The 15,454-nt window shown below is 72.2% G+C and carries 14 protein-coding genes; 9 read left to right on the top strand and 5 right to left on the bottom strand.

Annotated elements, in window-relative coordinates; all coding sequences use genetic code 11:
- Together C1I95_RS08010 and C1I95_RS08005 are read right to left on the bottom strand one after the other, a co-directional pair.
- The coding region (locus C1I95_RS08010) for a response regulator (protein ID WP_146605663.1) at positions 1 to 451 on the bottom strand (451 nt) is incomplete at its 3' end.
- Complete coding sequence (locus C1I95_RS08005) at positions 448 to 1,311, bottom strand: sensor histidine kinase (RefSeq protein WP_111213137.1); 864 nt, start codon at positions 1,309 to 1,311, stop codon at positions 448 to 450. The genes C1I95_RS08010 and C1I95_RS08005, both read right to left, overlap by 4 nt.
- Positions 1,312 to 1,444: 133 nt before the next feature.
- Between C1I95_RS08005 and C1I95_RS08000 the strand changes: the two genes are divergently transcribed.
- The 5 genes from C1I95_RS08000 to C1I95_RS07980 all read left to right on the top strand — a co-directional run bounded on the left by C1I95_RS08000 (position 1,445) and on the right by C1I95_RS07980 (position 5,657).
- Positions 1,445 to 2,161 carry an ABC transporter ATP-binding protein gene (locus C1I95_RS08000; RefSeq protein WP_111213142.1) on the top strand — a complete coding sequence of 239 codons (717 nt, stop codon included), beginning with the start codon at positions 1,445 to 1,447 and terminating at the stop codon, positions 2,159 to 2,161.
- Positions 2,158 to 2,949: an ABC transporter permease gene (locus C1I95_RS07995; protein WP_111213136.1), complete on the top strand. Its 792-nt coding sequence runs from the start codon at positions 2,158 to 2,160 to the stop codon at positions 2,947 to 2,949. Before C1I95_RS08000 ends, C1I95_RS07995 begins: the two co-directional genes overlap by 4 nt.
- Positions 2,946 to 3,668, top strand: coding sequence for an ABC transporter permease (locus C1I95_RS07990; protein WP_111213135.1), 723 nt, complete (start codon positions 2,946 to 2,948; stop codon positions 3,666 to 3,668). The genes C1I95_RS07995 and C1I95_RS07990 overlap by 4 nt, the downstream gene beginning before the upstream one ends.
- A 73-nt stretch (positions 3,669 to 3,741) precedes the next feature.
- Positions 3,742 to 4,272 (top strand): AAA family ATPase, encoded by a 531-nt coding sequence (locus C1I95_RS07985; RefSeq protein WP_111213134.1) that lies wholly within the window; start codon positions 3,742 to 3,744, stop codon positions 4,270 to 4,272.
- Between the two features lie 170 nt (positions 4,273 to 4,442).
- Positions 4,443 to 5,657: an RNA-guided endonuclease InsQ/TnpB family protein gene (locus C1I95_RS07980; RefSeq protein ID WP_199523646.1), complete on the top strand. Its 1,215-nt coding sequence runs from the start codon at positions 4,443 to 4,445 to the stop codon at positions 5,655 to 5,657.
- A gap of 236 nt (positions 5,658 to 5,893) precedes the next feature.
- Here the strand turns inward: C1I95_RS07980 and C1I95_RS07975 are convergent, their stop codons facing one another.
- From C1I95_RS07975 to C1I95_RS07965, 3 genes are all read right to left on the bottom strand, one after another.
- Positions 5,894 to 6,529 (bottom strand): response regulator, encoded by a 636-nt coding sequence (locus tag C1I95_RS07975; protein ID WP_111213133.1) that lies wholly within the window; start codon positions 6,527 to 6,529, stop codon positions 5,894 to 5,896.
- Positions 6,501 to 8,594, bottom strand: a complete 2,094-nt coding sequence (locus C1I95_RS07970) for a sensor histidine kinase (protein ID WP_111213132.1) — start codon at positions 8,592 to 8,594, stop codon at positions 6,501 to 6,503. Before C1I95_RS07970 ends, C1I95_RS07975 begins: the two co-directional genes overlap by 29 nt.
- A 123-nt stretch (positions 8,595 to 8,717) precedes the next feature.
- Positions 8,718 to 9,416, bottom strand: a complete 699-nt coding sequence (locus C1I95_RS07965; protein ID WP_111213131.1) for a hypothetical protein — start codon at positions 9,414 to 9,416, stop codon at positions 8,718 to 8,720.
- A 213-nt stretch (positions 9,417 to 9,629) separates the two neighbouring features.
- On the opposite strand from C1I95_RS07965, the gene C1I95_RS07960 reads away from it, so the two are divergent.
- The 4 genes from C1I95_RS07960 (at position 9,630) to katG (ending at position 15,344) form a co-directional block, all read left to right on the top strand.
- The gene (locus C1I95_RS07960; RefSeq protein ID WP_146605662.1) at positions 9,630 to 11,660 is read left to right on the top strand and encodes a hypothetical protein; all 2,031 of its coding nucleotides are present in this window, start codon (positions 9,630 to 9,632) and stop codon (positions 11,658 to 11,660) included.
- Positions 11,647 to 12,555, top strand: coding sequence for a hypothetical protein (locus C1I95_RS07955; protein WP_111213129.1), 909 nt, complete (start codon positions 11,647 to 11,649; stop codon positions 12,553 to 12,555). The genes C1I95_RS07960 and C1I95_RS07955 overlap by 14 nt, the downstream gene beginning before the upstream one ends.
- Before the next feature lie 121 nt (positions 12,556 to 12,676).
- A complete protein-coding gene (locus C1I95_RS07950) occupies positions 12,677 to 13,081 on the top strand; it encodes a Fur family transcriptional regulator (RefSeq protein ID WP_199523648.1) in 405 nt (134 codons plus the stop codon).
- A gap of 31 nt (positions 13,082 to 13,112) precedes the next feature.
- A complete protein-coding gene (gene katG, locus C1I95_RS07945; RefSeq protein WP_111213127.1) occupies positions 13,113 to 15,344 on the top strand; it encodes a catalase/peroxidase HPI in 2,232 nt (743 codons plus the stop codon).
- Positions 15,345 to 15,454 lie beyond the last annotated feature (110 nt).

The following is a 15,454-nucleotide window of genomic DNA, read 5'->3' as shown; positions in this document are numbered from 1 at the left end:
GGTCGAGGTAGTGCGTGACGAGGCGGGTCAGGATGCTGGGGGCGAAGAGCGACTCTCCCGCGTGGGTGCGCCGGATGGCGTCGAGGAGCTGGTCGGGGTGGGCGTCCTTGAGCAGGAAGCCACGCGCTCCGGCGCGCAGCGCCGCGGACACGTACTCGTCGAGCGCGAACATGCTGAGCACCACGACGCCGGTGTCGCGTAGTCCGGGGTCGCCGGTAATGTGCCGGGTCGCCTCGATGCCGTCACCGTCGGGCATCCGGATGTCCATTAGGACGACGTCGGGTCGCCGTTCGCGGGTGAGCGCCACGGCGTCGTGGCCGGTGGCGGCCTGACCGACCACGGTGAGCCCCGGGGTGCCGTCGATGAGGATGGCGAGGCTGTGCCGCAGCAGCTGCTGGTCGTCCGCGACCAGTACCCGGATGGTGGGGTGGCCCGGCCACTCCGTGCTCATCCGGGCCGCCGTCGATCGGGCAGGCGCGCCGAGAGATGGAAACCCGCCCCGGCGGGACCGGCACGCAGGCTGCCGCCGAGCGCGGTCACCCGTTCGCGCAGGCCGTCCAGCCCGTGACCGGCGCCGGCCCGGGACCGCCAGCCCGCCCGTGGGCCGTCGTCGCGGATGTCCACCACGACCGTGTCGCCGTCGCGGTCCACGCCGACGCGCACCCGGGTGGGGCCGGCGTGCCGGGCGGCGTTGTTCAGTCCCTCGCGGACGATCGCGCATACCGCGAGCTGCACGCCGGACGACATCTCATCGACCTCCCGCACGTCGAGACTGGCCGCGAGTCCGGTGCCGCCCACGGCCCGCACGATCCCTGGGAGGGACTCCAGCGTGTCGAGGGGGCGCAGGGGAGCGGGCTCACTGCTGGGCGTGCGGAGCACGTCGAGCATGCGCCGCAGCTCGGCGGTGGTCTCCCGACCGACCCGTTCGATGTCGGCCAGCGCGGTCGCGCGTTCGGTCTCCCCGGCCGGCCCGGCCACTCGCGCGGCCGTGGCGGCGCGGACGGTGACCAGCCCGAGGCCGTGGGAGACGAGGTCGTGCATTTCGCGGGCGATGCGCAGTCGTTCCGCTCCGGCGGCACGCTCGGCGGCCCAGGCGGTCAGCCGATCCTCGTACTCCCGACGCTGCCGCCGGGCGCGGATCAGCACCCACGCCGACGACGCGACGGCCAACCCGGCGATGACCGGCAGCAGGAGAACGGCGGCCGATCCGTCGGTACCCGTCGTCAGCAGGCACAGGATCAGGGCCGCCGGCACTGCGGCGGCGACGGCGGACAGCCAGGGTCGGCGTGCCGGACGCTCGCCAGGTGTCACCTCTCGAGTCTAGGATCCGGCGCGGCGGGCGGCATCGGACCTGGGTCGGAGCGACCCTGGACCGGGGCGTGGGCGGGAAGTCCGGGCCGCAGGCCGATGACACCGGCCACGGCCGTGGGCTGACATGGTGGCCATGTTGTCAGTCGAGCGCCTGGTCAAACGGCGCGGTTCCCGCGAGATCCTCACCGACATCACGTTCCGGGCGGCACCGGGCCGGGTTACCGGGCTGCTCGGGCCGAACGGCGCGGGCAAGTCCTCGACGCTGCGGATCCTGCTCGGCCTGGATCGGGCCGACGCCGGTACGGCGCTCGTCAACGGCCAGCCGTATCGGCACCTGCGCCGCCCGCTGCGCACGGTCGGGTCGATGCTGGACGGCTCCGGCGCGCACCGCTCCCGTACCGCCCGCAACCATCTCAGCTGGGTGGCGCGCAGCAACGGTATCCCGAAGCGACGCGTGGCGGAGGTGCTCGACCAGGTCGGGCTCGGCGGCGCGGGGCGTACCCGGGTCGGCCGGTTCTCACTCGGGATGGGCCAGCGGCTCGGGCTGGCCACCGCACTGCTCGGCGAGCCCGAGGCGCTGGTGCTCGACGAGCCGGTGAACGGGCTGGACCCGGAGGGCATCCGCTGGATCCGCGGTCTGCTGCGCGGTCACGCGTCGTCCGGCGGCACCGTGCTGCTCTCCAGCCACCTGATGAGCGAGGTCGCCGAGGTCGCCGACGACCTCGTCGTCATCGCCGGCGGCCGGGTCGTCGCCAACGGCCCGATCCGGGAGGTCACCGTCGGGTACCCGAGCCTCGAGGACGCCTTCTTCGCGCTCACCGCGCCGGAGCCGACGGCGGGTGGACGATGACGTTCCGCAACACGCTCGCCGCCGAGGTGCGCAAGACCGCGACCCTGCCCGCGACCTTCGTGGCCCTGGCCGTCGCCGTGCTCGGCCCGATCGCGATCACGATCCTCAACGCCTTCACCGTCCGCAACGCCCTGCGGACCGGACGCGTCGACCTGGTCGCCGACACCTCGCCGGTCGAGACCGCCTTCGCCGCGATCCCGCTCGGTACGGTCGGCGCGGTGATCCTCGGCGTCGTCGTGATCAGCAGCGAGTACACCGTGAACAGCACCAACGCGGGCGGCGGGCGGCAGCTGACCGCGACCCTCACGGCCACCCCCGGGCGTCTGCGGGTACTGGCGGCGAAGGCCACCGTCGTCGTCCTGCTCGTCGCCGTCGTGGCGACGCTGACCATCCCCGCGTCACTCCTGCTCGCCGGTCAGATCATCGGCTCCGGTGCGTCGACCCCGGTGGGGGCGGACGGTGTGCTGTCCCGCTCGGTCGGGGCCGGAATCTACTGGGCGCTCACCGCGTTGATCGCGCTCGCGGTCACGGTCTTCACCCGAAGCGGCATCGTCCCGATCGTCGTGCTCGTGGTCAACAGCTCGCTGGTGTCGGTCTCGCTGCTGCTGTCCTACCTCACATCCCTCGCCTGGTATCTGCCCGACCTCGCCGGCATCCGGCTGTTCGCCGGTCACCTGACGACGTTCGACAACGCGCTCGCCCCGCTCACCGGCGGCCTCGTCATGGCCGCCTGGGCGGCGGGGCTGCTCACCGTCGCCGGCGCCGTCCTGGTCCGGCGGGACGCATGAGCCGCGCGCTCAGCCACGCCGTCAGCGCCGAACTGATCAAGCTGTGTGGCCTGCCCGCGGTCCTCGCCGCGACGCTCGGCACGGTCGCGGCCGCGACCGTCATCAGCGCGGCGCTGGCCGCGTCGCCGATGGACCCGGCGGAGCCGACCGCCATCGTCCGCCAGGCGGTGCCGTACCTCCAGGTCGGCACCATCGTCCTGGGCATCCTCAGCGCCGGGACGGAGTACGCCGGCGGCCAGATCCGGACGACCCTGACCGCCCTCCCGGACCGCCCGCTCCTGCTCGCCGGCAAGGCCATCGCCTACCTGCTCTGGGCCGCCGGCACGGCCGCCGCGGCGCTCGCCGCCGGGCTGCTCACCGCCGGCACCACCCTGGCCGTCCGCGACGTCCCCGGGAGCGCTGCCGGTACGCCGTGGACGATCGTCGGTGCGGCCGGCTACCTGGTGCTCATCGGGCTGCTCGGCCAGGCCGTGGCCGTCCTCACCCGGTCGCTCGTGCCTGCTCTCGTCGTCCTGCTCGGCCTGTTGCTGGTCGTCTCACCGCTGCTGGGCGGCGTCACCGAGCAGGCGCGCTATCTCCCCGACCAGGCGGGCGCGCTGCTCTACCTGCCGGGGGCCGATCGCATCCTGACTCCCGTCACCGGTCTGCTCGTCCTGCTTGCCTGGATCGCCACCACCGTGATCGCGACGGTGGCGGCGACCCTGTGCCGCGACGCCTGACCGTGGCCGTCCTGGCCGTCGCGGGCGAGGCACCTGTGCGCCCGATTGCGTCGGCGGTCTACGCTGCCGCGCGATGAACGTGCCGTCTCGCATCCTGGTCTACGGGGTCCACGGTTCCGGCAAGTCCACCCTGGCGCAGCGGCTGGCGGAGCGGCTCGGGGTGCCCTGGTACCCGGTCGACGACCTGCTCTGGGAGCCCGGCTGGGTCGAGGTGCCGGTCGCGTTGCAGCGTAGCCGGATCGAGGCGATCTGCCGGCGGGACCGATGGATCCTCGACGGGGCGTACCACGGCTGGCGGGACGTGCCGCTGGCCCGCGCCGACCTGGTCGTCGGCCTGGACTACCCGCGTGGGCTCTCCTTCCGGCGGCTGCTGCGGCGCACCATGCGCCGGCTCGCGACAGGGGAGGAGATCTGCAACGGCAACCGCGAGTCGCTGGGCAGCGTGCTGTCCCGGGATGCCGTCCTGATGTGGCACCTCACTGGGTACGGCCGCGAACGGCGGCGGATGCGGGCCTGGCAGCGCGATCCGTCCGGGCCGCCGGTGCTGCTGTTCGACGACCCAGCGGCGCTGGACCACTGGCTGGCCGGCCTGCCGCCCCGCTGAACGCTGGACCCAGCCGAGATCGGCGCTTACCGGGGTCAGTTCAGGTGGGCGTGAGTGGCGAGGTCAGCCGAGGTCGGCGAGCCGCTCGGGAACCCGGTGCTCGGCCCAGTTGTTGGGCGAACTAAACCGGGTGGTGGTCCTGCAGTCTCTTGTGGATTAAGAGTGGTAGGGTGCTGGCGTGGCGGGGTTTGACCTGCGGGAATCTGGCCGTGATCCTGGCGTATAAGTTCCTGCTGCGCCCCACTGCCCGGCAGGCGGCGGCGTTGGCTGCGTGCGTTGAGGATCACCGGCAGCTCTACAACGCCGCCCTCGAAGAGCGGCGTGGGGCGTACCGGCGTGCTCGGCTCGGCATCCGTTACGGTGATCAGTCGGCCCAACTCAAGGACATCCGTCGGTTCGATCCGGGCGGGCAGGGCCGTTGGTCGTTTTCCTCCCAGCAGGCCACCCTGCGTCGTCTCGACAAGGCGTTTGCCGCGTTCTTCCGCCGCATCAAGGCCGGGCAGCGAGCCGGATACCCTAGATTCAAGGGTGTCGGCTGGTTCGACACGGTGCAGTGGCCGAAGGACCGCGACGGCTGCCGCTGGAACTCCATCGGCGGCGGGCCGACCCGGGTGTACCTGCAAGGCGTCGGACATGTGCGGGTGCACGCGCACCGCGAGGTTGACGGCCGGGTGAAAACGGTCAGCGTCAAGCGTGAAGGGCGCCGCTGGTACGTGATCGTGGCCTGCGACGGGGTGTCCGCGAAACCATTGCCGGCGACCGGCAGCGTGGTCGGTGTCGACATGGGTGTGGCGTTGTTTCTCACCACGAGCGGCGGTGTGCAGGTCAACAACCCCCGCCACCTCGCCGCATCCGCCGTCCGGCTCGCGGAGGTGCAGGGTGCGCTAGCTCGTGGCAAGCGGGGGTCGAACCGGTGCCGTAAGACCCGGGAGCGGTTCGCCGCCCTGCACGCCAAGGTTCGGCGGCAGCGCCTTGACCATGCGCACAAGACGGCGCTGTGGCTGGTCCGCCACCACGACCTGATCGTGCACGAAGACCTGCGCATCGCCAACATGACTCGCTCGGCCAAGGGGACCGTTGACGCCCCCGGCGTCAACGTCGCCGCCAAGGCCGGGCTCAACCGCTCGATTCTCGACGCCGGTTGGGGGGTGTTCCTGTCGATCCTCGCCGCCAAGGCTGAAAGCGCCGGACGGACGATCATCGCAGTGGATCCCCGCAACACCTCCCGCACCTGCCCGTCCTGCGGGCACTGCGCGCGGGAGAACCGTGTTAGCCAAGCCGACTTCGTATGTGTGCAGTGCGGGTACGCCGCGCATGCGGATGTCGTCGGTGCCAACAACGTTCTCCGGGCAGGGCTTGCCCGTCAGGCCGTACTCGCGGCCTGAGAAGCTGACGCCTTTCGGGCGTCAGAGGAGTCACCTGGAAGTAGTGGTCCACCACCACCACAACCACCCACCACCCAACGCGGAGACATCGGGCAGTTCCGCGATGCGGGCGGCCTCCGCCAGGGTGGGGGGCCAGCTGCGCCGGATCGGCCGGCGTAAAGAAGTCAGTAGTGCAGACCCAACGACCTTCGGTCGCCGGTTCCGCCGCTACCCGGGGGCGGGTGACGCTGCGCCGATCACAGCCCCTGCTCGCGGGCCAGGCTGATGGCCTGGGCCCGGTCGGCGACCTGGAGTTTGGCGAAGATGTTGGAGACGTGGTTGCGTACCGTCTTCGTGCTCAGCCCGAGCCGCGCGGCGATCTGCGGATTGGTCAGGTGCTGGGCGATGAGCGTCAGGATCTCCCGCTCCCGGGAGGTGAGCTCGGGGAACGCCGGCTCGGTCCGGTCGAGCCCGGCGAAGTAGCCCATCAGCCGGGTGGCGATGGCCGGGCCGAAGATGGCCTCACCGTCGGCCACCACCCGCACCGAACGGATGATCTCCACCCGGCGGGCGCCCTTGAGAACGTAGCCGCGCGCCCCGGCCCGCAGCGCGGCGAAGACCGAATCGTCGTCGTCGGCCATGGACAGGATCAGCACCCGTACGTGCGGACTCATCCGCACCAGCCGCTCGGTGGCCGCGATGCCGCCCATGCCGGGCATGGTCAGGTCGAGCAGCACCACGTCGGGCTGCAACCGGGCCAGGACGGCCAGCGCCTCCTCGCCGCTGGCGGCCTCGCCGCACACCTCGATGTCGGGGCTGGTGGCCAGCAGCGCGCGCAGCCCGGCCCGGAACGGCGCGTGGTCGTCAACCAGCAGCACGCGGATCTGGTCCATCGGTCTCCTTCGTGCCGGCGAGCAGGGTCGCGGTGACGCGGGTGCCGGCGCCCGGCGTCGAGGCGACGACGCAGGAACCACCGAGTTCCTCGGCCCGCTCCCGCATCGAGTGCATGCCGACGCCGTCTGGCTGGTCGGGCCGACGGCCCCGGCCGTCGTCGTGCACGTCCAGTTGCAGCGTCCCGTCGGTGACCCGCAACCGCAGCTCGACCTTGTCGGCGTGCGCGTGCCGGCGGGCGTTGTTCAGCGCCTCCACCGCGATCCGGTAGGCGGCGACCTCGGCCGCGGCGGACAGCGCGGGCAGCGCCGCCGGGGCGTCGAAGACCACCCGAGGTCCGTCGCCCGGCCCGGCCGCGATGTGCGACCGCAGTGCACCGACCAGGTCCATGGTGTCCAGCGCCGGTGGTCGCAGGCCGTTGACCAGCCGCCGTACGTCGGCGACGGCGGTCTGGGCGTCGACCACGATCTCCTCGAGCAGCCGCTGGGCCTGTTCTCCCGGGCCGATCTCCTGGGCCGCCTCGGCGCGCATGGTCAGCCCGGCCAGGGTCGGCCCGAGGCCGTCGTGCAGGTCCCGGCGCAGCCGCCGGCGTTCCTCCTCGCGGGCGACCACCAGATGCTCGCGGGAGCGTTGCAGGTCGGCGGCGAGGGACTGGGCCCGGTCGAGGGCCCGGACCGCCTGCACGGCGACGCCGATGTGCCGGGCCAGGTCGCGCAGCAGCCGCAGTTCCCAGGCCCCGAGTGCGGTCTCCCCGGCCCGGGGGCCGAGCAGCAGGTGACCGACCGGTTCGTTGCCGGCCAGCGGCAGCCGCACCGGGTCGGGCGGCGGGACACCCAGCCGGTACGACCGCCCGTCGACCGTCTGGATCTCCACGTAGGACAGTTGCAGCGCCTCGCGTACGGTGGCGGTGCTGGTGGCGAGCACCGCGCCGGCGTCCTGGGTCTGTTCCAGCCGCTGCCCGAGCCGGGCCAGCACCGCGTACGGGTCGTCGCGTTCGCCGTACACCAGCAGGTTGATCCGGCGTTGCAGCCAGTGCCGCAGCGGGGCGAAGATCAGCGTGGCGACGGCCGCGCCGACGAACGAGACCGGCAGGCTGGCCGAGGTGTCGAAGCCGGCGCCGAGCAGGCCGACGACCAGCACGTACGCGCCGCCGACGGCCACCGACAGGGTGACGAACACAGCGCTGCGGCTGATCAGCAGGTCGATGTCGAACAGCCGGTGCTGCCGGATGGCGATGCCGACGGCGACCAGGATCAGCGTGCCGCTCACCCCACCGGCCACGTCCCAGAACACGTTGCCGTACGGCCAGAGGGCGGGGTGGTCGTCGGTCAGGCCGGCGACGAGCCGGGCGGCCACCACCCCGACCGCGATCGCGACCGCGTACCCGAGCCACTTGACCTGCTGGCGGCGGACCCCGTGGGCGCGGCGGGCCTGCCACACGACGGTGCCGCCGGCGGCGAGGAAGATCAGTCCGCTGGTCAGGGTGGCCACGCCGGCGGTGACGTCGGCGATCGGCTGCCAGCCCGGTACGCCGAGCGGGTTGACCGCGCCGACCGGGCTGACCTGTTCGTTGGCGCCGGGCCGCAGGGCGCCGGTGACCATGGCGACGGCGCCGAGCGCCACCACCACCGCGATGGCCGGCCGCCACCGCGGCGACAGCACCCGCCCGTCGGGGAAGAACACCGGGATCAGCGCCACCGCGAGGTTGCCGGGAACCCACAGCCAGTTCTGCGGCCAGGCCAGCGCCGCGGCGAACGGCAGCGAACCCGGGTCGACGACGAGCCCGTGCGCGGCGTACTGGCCGCACGCCTCCTGTAGGGAGAAGCAGAGACCGCCGGTCAGGGCGAGCCAGCCGACCGGATTCTCCGGGCGGTGCGCGGCGATCGTCGCTCCGACGATCCCGCACGCCACCACCATGAGCAGGTGGATTACGTCGCTGATCGAGGCGCGGTTGAGCGCGGCCAGTACCACCGCGGTGGCCGTCAGTTGCAGCGTCGCCCCGCACAACTGCCACGCGGCCTGGCGCGTCCAGGTGGGGTGGGTCCTGGGCGTACGGTCGGTGGTCATGGCGCCGCCGAGACTAGACGATCACGCCTGCCCGGCGGATCGGACGACCGGCCCGGCACATCGGCCGCCCCGGCGGGTCGGCCGCCGTGGGTGGACCTGCCGGCCCCGGGCCGGTCACCCACGTCAGGACCGTCCGGTTTGCGGATGCTGGCCGAACGCCAGCGCCAGACCGGCGACCACCACCCAGATCCCGCCGGGCACCAGCGCGATGTACTGCACCGGCGCGAGTTGCGTCGCCGCGACCAGCAGCGCGATGACCGCGCTGAAGACCGCGAACCAGCGGCTGACCGAGCCGTGCCGTAGCCCGCCGACCGCGACCGCCCCGGCGGTCAGCCCGATGCCACCCCAGAGCCAGGCCATGGTGGCGAAGATGGTGAGTTGGGGGGCGATCACGTCGGGGTCGTACTCCTCGGCGGAGCCCAGCGAGAAGAACAGCTCCGTCGAGATCCCACCGCCGATCAGCAGGCCGACCAGCACCAGGCCGACACCGGTCGCAGCGAGCATCGGCACCAGGCTGCCGGCCGGTTCCTGCGCGCCCAGGTACCGGCGCAGCCCGGCCGCGAAGATCGCCAGGCAGACGATGGCGACCACGGTCACCACCTGGTGCGCCCAGACGTAGCCGGTGCCGGCGAGCGCGGCGACGTATTGCGCGTTGTCGCCGCGGAACTGCTCGGCGGGGGCGGTCAGGGTGGCGGTGGCGAAGATCCCGACCAGGCCGACCAGGCCGCCGACCGTACCGGTCAGGGCCCAGGCCCGCGGTTGGCGTACGGGTGCCAGGGGGCGGCTGTCGGCCGGCTGCTCCGGCAGCGTGGGGGAGTACATCGTTGATATCTCCTCGGATCGTGAGTGGGTCGCCTCAGACGATGTCGGCGCTCCGGCCCGGTCCACATGGGGCACGGCGGCCCACGGCAGGGCGCGGAATCCCGGGCCGGCGGGACAACCGTCCCTGGCAGCCGGGATCAGGCGACGGCTCTACTACGCCCGGGGCGGCGCCGACCGGTGCCGCAGCGCCCCGCTGCGAAGGGAACCGATTCGATGACACGCACCTCCTGCCGGGCGCGAGGTGTCGACCCGCCACGCGGACGAGCCCGCGCCCGGTGGCGATCGCCGGTGGCGGTGCTGATCTGCGTCGCTCTCGCCGCCACCGCCTGTACCGCCGACGGGAACGATCCGAAGCCGACCGGCGGGGTCGACCAGGCCGCCATCGAGGCGGTGGCCGGCCGGCTCGCGGACGACCCGACCGAGGCGGCCGAACAGCTCGTCGCCGAGATCCACTCGGCGGACCCGGCCCGGTCCGCGGCGGCGACCGCCGAACTGCTGCGTCGTGCTGGGCACCCGATCGTCTCCGCCAAGGGACCGGTCGTGGCCATGCCGGACCAGGTGGCGATGTACGACGCACCGGTCTACGCCGAGCTGATCCCGCTGCTGGCCGCCGCCACCCGGGCCGGCGACCGGTACACCGTGGACCAGTTCGCCGACCTGCTGCACGCGGTCGGCCTGACCGCGAAGAAGGCGACGTTCGCCCAGCTCACCACGGTCATCGGGGGCTGGGCCAAGGCGCCGGGGGACCACCCGGTCTTCGTGTCCGCAGCCGCTGGCGTACGGGCCCTGTCAGCCCACCGCCAGCAGGTGCTGTTTCCCGGCGCCGACCCGGAGACGGCGTACCTCGACCCGTTGCAGACCGTTCTGCTGCTGGGGCACGCCACCAGCCGGTTCGCCGAGGTGGCCACGGACGGGCAACCGCAGGCCGCGGCCCGCCCCGGCCTGGTCGACCGGCTGCTCGGCGGCGGTGTCGCGCACGCCGCCGACGACGGGCCGTGCAAGGCGCTCAGCCGGCGGTTCGGTCCTGCGCCGGATCCGGTGGCCAAGGGCGTGATCGACACGGCCAAGGGGTATCTGAAGGACGGGCTGATCAAGCTCCTCTCCGAGGAGGCGCAGGACAAGGTCGGACGGGCGGACGAGTTGTGGGGCAAGTCGTCCGCGGCGGCGAGCGCGATCCTGCTGTTGCTCGGCGCCCGGATCGCGCTGACCGCCGACAAGACCAGCACGCACTTCAAGCACAAGGCCGGCAGCCGTGACGAGCACGTACTGCTGACCGCGTCGGCGACCTTCGACCTGGAGACCGCGCTGGACAAGATCGACTGCTACGCGCTGGCCGGGGTCTCCGTCCCGAAGGCCGGGCCGTTGAAGGACTTCACGATCCGGTGGAGCGCCATCCAGCCACAGGCCGGCACGATCCAGAAGGGCGGTACGCACCTGCTGAAGGCGGTGTCGGCGGACAGCGTGAAGTGGACCCGTGGGGTGAAGACCGGCGACGACGGGAAGGCCACCCTGGAGCTCAAGCCACCGGTGGAGGACCCGGACGGCGAGGGGGAGAAGCTGACCGGCCAGGCCACCTACTTCGCCTCGCTGGACAAGGAGGGCCTTCCGTTCGAGCTCGGTGACGTCTACGGCCTGCTGTCCAACCCGGTCGGGTTCGGGGTGGGCAAGAACTTCGACCTGCTGAGGGACGTGCTGGTGAAGGCGGGCCTGCCGGCGCAGAGCATCACCATCGAGGTCACCTACCACGGATCCGACATCGTGCTGGCCCAGGGCGCGGGCGAGGTCAACCTGATCCTCGCGAAGCTGCCCAAGGTCTACGTCGACCTGGTCAGCTGCGCCGGCGTCGCTGGGCCGTTCAAGGGCACCGCCGGCTACGACGGCGTGCGGAGCGGCCAACTGCTGCAGATGGCCGGCGAGGCGACCGGGGTGCACGTACCGAAGGGCTTTGCCGGCAGGGACAACAAGATCAGCTTCACGCCGAACGACCGGCCGGGGCCGCAGCCCTTCTTCATCATGAAGGGCGAGGGTGGCAACCAGTTCCTCGACGGCGTGATCCGTTTCTACCCGTTCCTCAACACCCGCGCGGTGGTGCTGGCCGACAACCGGATCGGCCGCCCGGTCGGCGACGTCGAGATCCAGCTCGCCGGCAGCACCTTCCCGTTCAGCAAGCTCTCCTGGCCGGTCGTCCGGGTAACCGCCGACCCGCGCTGCCCCGAGGTGAGGTACACCCATGACGGCACGTGAGCCGTGGCGGATCCTGGCAGCGGCCACCGGCCTGGCGGCGGTGCTCGCCCTGGCCGCCTGCACCGGTGACGGCGGGCCCACCGCCGACGTCCCCGCCCCGACGGGTCGCTCCGACACCGGAACCGGATCGGCCACCGGCTTCGCGGGCCTGTACCTCACCGGTGATGTGGTTCCGGTGTCGGAGTCCGAGACCCAGGTCGTCCTGGCCAGCGGTCGCTCGTGCCGGGAACTGTCCGGGATGCTGGCCGCGGGCCAGTGGCGGCTGGTCGATCGGCTCTCCTTCGGCAAGCTCAGCGACGAGGAGGTCGCCCTGCTCGCGGGCTTCGGCGGGATCCCCGGGGACCTGTTGCAGCGTGGCGACCGGCTGGTCTTCGCCGGCCTGGAGGGCGGCGCGGCCTGCACGGCGACCGTGGCCGAGGTGGCTCGGGGGGAGATCACGATCGAGGGCGCCGGCCTGCCCGGAACGTCGTCGGGCTGGGTCGCGGCGACCCGCTGCTACCGGTCGAAGGCCGACGGCGCGCTGACTGTCAGCCTCTATTTCGACACCGACGACAAAGTGGGCGGCCAGGGCCAGATCGTGCTGAGCAGGTCTGGCGACCGGTACCAGGTCGACGACGAACCCTCGGCGCTCACCCTGGCAGTGCTGCGGCACAAGGGCCGGTTCCTCGGCAGCATGTCGGCGGCGTACGCCGATCTCCGGCGCCGGCCGGCCGGCCTCAGCCAACTCGGTCCCGGCGGGGCCTTCGCCGGCAGCGCCACGCTCCGGCCGGATCCGGGCGAAACGCCGCCGGCCGGGGTCATCGACCTCGCCGGGCTGGTCGACGAGGACGGCGGCGGTGGGCGGATCACGTTGTCGTTGCCCTTCTCCTGTCCGACGGTGATCGAGATCAAGTAACCGGGCGGGGTCCGCGTACCGCGCGGGCCCCAACCGGCCCACCACGGACAGGTTCTTCTTGACTGATTCCAGAAAACGGGCCAGACTGCGGTGCGTGGCCACGGCCTTGGACTTCGAACAGATGCTGCGTGGGGCGGCTCTGCGCGTGACCCGTCCCCGGGTTGCGGTGCTGAGCGCCGTGCACGCGCATCCGCACGCCGACACGGATTCGATCATCCGTGCCGTGCGTGGGGGTCTCCCCGAGGTGTCCCGCCAGGCCGTCTACGACGTGCTGCGGGCGCTGACGGGCGCGGGTCTGGTGCGGCGCATCGAGCCGCCCGGCTCCGTGGCGCGGTACGAGTCGCGGGTCGGTGACAACCACCACCACGTCGTGTGCCGGTCATGCGGTCTGGTCGCCGACGTCGACTGCGCCGTCGGCGAGGCACCCTGCCTGACCGCCTCCGACGGCCACGGCTTCTCGATCGACGAGGCCGAGGTCACCTACTGGGGCCTGTGCCCCGGCTGCTCCACCGCAGGCAATGCCTGATACCTGGTCCGCCAGTCACGGAAGGAACCCGATGTCCGAGAACCACGACGCCGTCGTTCATGACGCGAACGCGGGAAGCGAGTCGCGCTGCCCGGTCGCCCACGGACGCGCCCCGCACCCGACCCAGGGCGGCGGCAACCGCGGCTGGTGGCCGAACCAGCTCAACCTGAAGATCCTCGCCAAGAACCCGGCGGTGGCCAACCCCCTCGGTGGGGAGTTCGACTACGCCGAGGCGTTCAAGGCCCTCGACCTCGCCGCCGTGAAGCGCGACATCGCAGAGGTCCTGACGACCTCGCAGGAGTGGTGGCCGGCCGACTTCGGCCACTACGGCCCGTTCATGATCCGGATGGCGTGGCACAGCGCGGGCACCTACCGCATCAGCGACGGCCGGGGTGGCGCCGGTGCCGGTCAGCAGCGCTTCGCGCCGCTCAACAGCTGGCCGGACAACGGGAACCTGGACAAGGCCCGCCGCCTGCTGTGGCCGGTCAAGAAGAAGTACGGCCAGAACCTCTCCTGGGCCGACCTCATGATCCTCGCCGGCAACGTCGCCCTGGAGTCGATGGGCTTCAAGACCTTCGGCTTCGCCGGTGGCCGCGAGGACGTCTGGGAGCCCGACCAGGACGTCTACTGGGGCCCCGAGACCACCTGGCTCGGTGACCAGCGCTACACCGGCGACCGGGAGCTGGAGAACCCGCTCGCCGCGGTCCAGATGGGCCTCATCTACGTCAACCCGGAGGGCCCGAACGGCAACCCGGACCCGATCGCCTCGGCCCGGGACATCCGCGAGACGTTCCGCCGGATGGCGATGAACGACGAGGAGACGGTCGCGCTGATCGCCGGCGGCCACACCTTCGGCAAGACCCACGGTGCCGGCCCGGCCGACCACGTCGGCGCCGAGCCGGAGGCCGCCTCGATCGAGGAGCAGGGCCTCGGCTGGAAGAACAGCTTCGGCACCGGCAAGGGCGCCGACACCATCACCAGCGGGCTCGAGGTCACCTGGACCTACCACCCGACCCGGTGGGACAACGAGTTCTTCCACATCCTCTTCGCGTACGACTGGGAGCTGATGGAGTCGCCGGCCGGCGCGAACCAGTGGCGGCCCAAGAACGGCGCGGGCGCGGACATGGTGCCCGAGGCGCACGACGCGTCGAAGCGCCGCGAACCGCGGATGCTCACGTCCGACCTCGCCCTCCGGTTCGACCCGGTGTACGAGCAGATCTCGCGGCGCTTCCTGGAGAACCCGGACGAGTTCGCGGACGCCTTCGCCCGGGCGTGGTTCAAGCTGACCCACCGCGACATGGGCCCGGTCGTCCGCTACCTCGGCCCGGAGGTCCCGACCGAGACGCTGATCTGGCAGGACCCGATCCCCGCGGTGACGCACGAGCTCGTCGACGCCGAGGACGTCGCCACCCTCAAGGGCCAGATCCTCGCCTCGGGCCTGTCCGTCTCCCAGCTGGTCGCCACCGCGTGGGCGTCGGCGTCCACCTTCCGCGGCGGTGACAAGCGCGGCGGCGCCAACGGGGCGCGTATCCGGCTGGAGCCGCAGAACGGGTGGGAGGTCAACAACCCCGACGAGCTGGCGACGGTGCTGCGCACCCTGGAAGGCATCCAGGAGGGGTTCAACGCCGCCCAGACCGGCGGGAAGCAGGTCTCGCTGGCCGACCTCATCGTGCTCGGCGGGTCCGCGGCGGTCGAGCGGGCCGCCGAGAGCGCCGGGTACGCCGTCGAGGTGCCCTTCGCGCCGGGGCGCACCGACGCGTCGCAGGAGCAGACCGACGTGGAGTCCTTCGCCCCGCTGGAGCCGACTGCCGACGGATTCCGCAACTACCTCGGCAAGGGCCACCGCCTGCCGGCCGAGTTCCTCCTGGTCGACAAGGCGAACCTGCTGACCCTGAGCGCGCCCGAGATGACCGCCCTCGTCGGCGGTCTCCGCGTCCTCGGCGCGAACCACCAGCAGTCGTCGCTGGGCGTCCTCACCACGACCCCCGGGTCGCTGACCAACGACTTCTTCGTCAACCTGCTCGACCTGGGCACGGCGTGGAAGGCGACGTCCGAGGACGCGAACACCTTCGAGGCCCGTGACCTCGCCACCGGCGAGGTCAAGTGGACCGGCAGCCGCGCCGACCTCGTCTTCGGCTCGAACTCCGAGCTGCGGGCGCTCGCGGAGGTCTATGCGAGCGACGACGCACGGGAGAAGTTCGTGCACGACTTCGTCGCGGCCTGGGTCAAGGTCATGAACCTGGACCGGTTCGACCTGGCCTGATCGATGTTGACGTCCAGGTCGGCCGCCCGGCCGACCTGGACGTCCCCGGTCCGGTGGCCGGTTCGCCGGTCACCCCGGAGCCGTACCCGCTCGCCGTCTCAGGATGCGTT

The organism is Micromonospora craterilacus (assembly GCF_003236315.1).
Classification (GTDB): domain Bacteria; phylum Actinomycetota; class Actinomycetes; order Mycobacteriales; family Micromonosporaceae; genus Micromonospora; species Micromonospora craterilacus.
This window is presented reverse-complemented; position numbering and strand designations above follow the sequence as displayed.

Excerpts from the sequence above, each read along its gene's own strand:
- C1I95_RS08000 (WP_111213142.1), top strand. The coding sequence starts at position 1,445 with ATGTTGTCAGTCGAGCGCCTGGTCAAACGGCGCGGTTCCCGCGAGATC.
- C1I95_RS07995 (WP_111213136.1), top strand. The coding sequence starts at position 2,158 with ATGACGTTCCGCAACACGCTCGCCGCCGAGGTGCGCAAGACCGCGACC.
- C1I95_RS07990 (WP_111213135.1), top strand. The coding sequence starts at position 2,946 with ATGAGCCGCGCGCTCAGCCACGCCGTCAGCGCCGAACTGATCAAGCTG.
- C1I95_RS07985 (WP_111213134.1), top strand. The coding sequence starts at position 3,742 with ATGAACGTGCCGTCTCGCATCCTGGTCTACGGGGTCCACGGTTCCGGC.
- C1I95_RS07975 (WP_111213133.1), bottom strand. The coding sequence starts at position 6,529 with ATGGACCAGATCCGCGTGCTGCTGGTTGACGACCACGCGCCGTTCCGG.
- C1I95_RS07970 (WP_111213132.1), bottom strand. The coding sequence starts at position 8,594 with ATGACCACCGACCGTACGCCCAGGACCCACCCCACCTGGACGCGCCAG.
- C1I95_RS07965 (WP_111213131.1), bottom strand. The coding sequence starts at position 9,416 with ATGTACTCCCCCACGCTGCCGGAGCAGCCGGCCGACAGCCGCCCCCTG.
- C1I95_RS07960 (WP_146605662.1), top strand. The coding sequence starts at position 9,630 with ATGACACGCACCTCCTGCCGGGCGCGAGGTGTCGACCCGCCACGCGGA.
- C1I95_RS07955 (WP_111213129.1), top strand. The coding sequence starts at position 11,647 with ATGACGGCACGTGAGCCGTGGCGGATCCTGGCAGCGGCCACCGGCCTG.
- C1I95_RS07950 (WP_199523648.1), top strand. The coding sequence starts at position 12,677 with ATGCTGCGTGGGGCGGCTCTGCGCGTGACCCGTCCCCGGGTTGCGGTG.
- katG (WP_111213127.1), top strand. The coding sequence starts at position 13,113 with ATGTCCGAGAACCACGACGCCGTCGTTCATGACGCGAACGCGGGAAGC.